General features: G+C 48.7%; 4 tRNA genes. All 4 read left to right on the forward strand.

Features of this window, described 5'->3' with window-relative positions:
* Positions 1-22: 22 nt before the first annotated feature.
* Positions 23-95 (forward strand) — tRNA-Asp (locus HT714_RS09485).
* Between the two features lie 24 nt (positions 96-119).
* Positions 120-192, forward strand: a tRNA-Lys gene (locus HT714_RS09490).
* Positions 193-197: 5 nt separating this feature from the next.
* Positions 198-279: transfer RNA gene (locus HT714_RS09495), tRNA-Leu, on the forward strand.
* An 18-nt stretch (positions 280-297) separates the two neighbouring features.
* Positions 298-370 (forward strand) — tRNA-Thr (locus tag HT714_RS09500).
* Positions 371-388 lie beyond the last annotated feature (18 nt).

A 388-nucleotide genomic window follows, 5' to 3' on the forward strand; every position in this document is an offset into this window, starting at 1 on the left:
TTCGATCCCGTTAACTCCCAAAGGTCCCGTAGTGTAGCGGTTATCACGTCGCCCTGTCACGGCGAAGATCGCGGGTTCGATTCCCGTCGGGACCGTTTAAGATAACGCAAGTTATTTTAGACTCGTTAGCTCAGTTGGTAGAGCAATTGACTTTTAATCAATGGGTCACTGGTTCGAGCCCAGTACGGGTCATATCTGCGGGTTTGGCGGAATTGGCAGACGCACCAGATTTAGGATCTGGCGCTTAACGGCGTGGGGGTTCAAGTCCCTTAACCCGCATTAAGATATAATAAATGAGCCGGCTTAGCTCAGTTGGTAGAGCATCTGATTTGTAATCAGAGGGTCGCGTGTTCAAGTCATGTAGCCGGCATTTTTAGATAGAAGAAAA

Origin of the sequence: Streptococcus sp. 3705, assembly GCF_013277145.1 — a bacterium.
In the GTDB taxonomy this organism is placed as follows: domain Bacteria; phylum Bacillota; class Bacilli; order Lactobacillales; family Streptococcaceae; genus Streptococcus.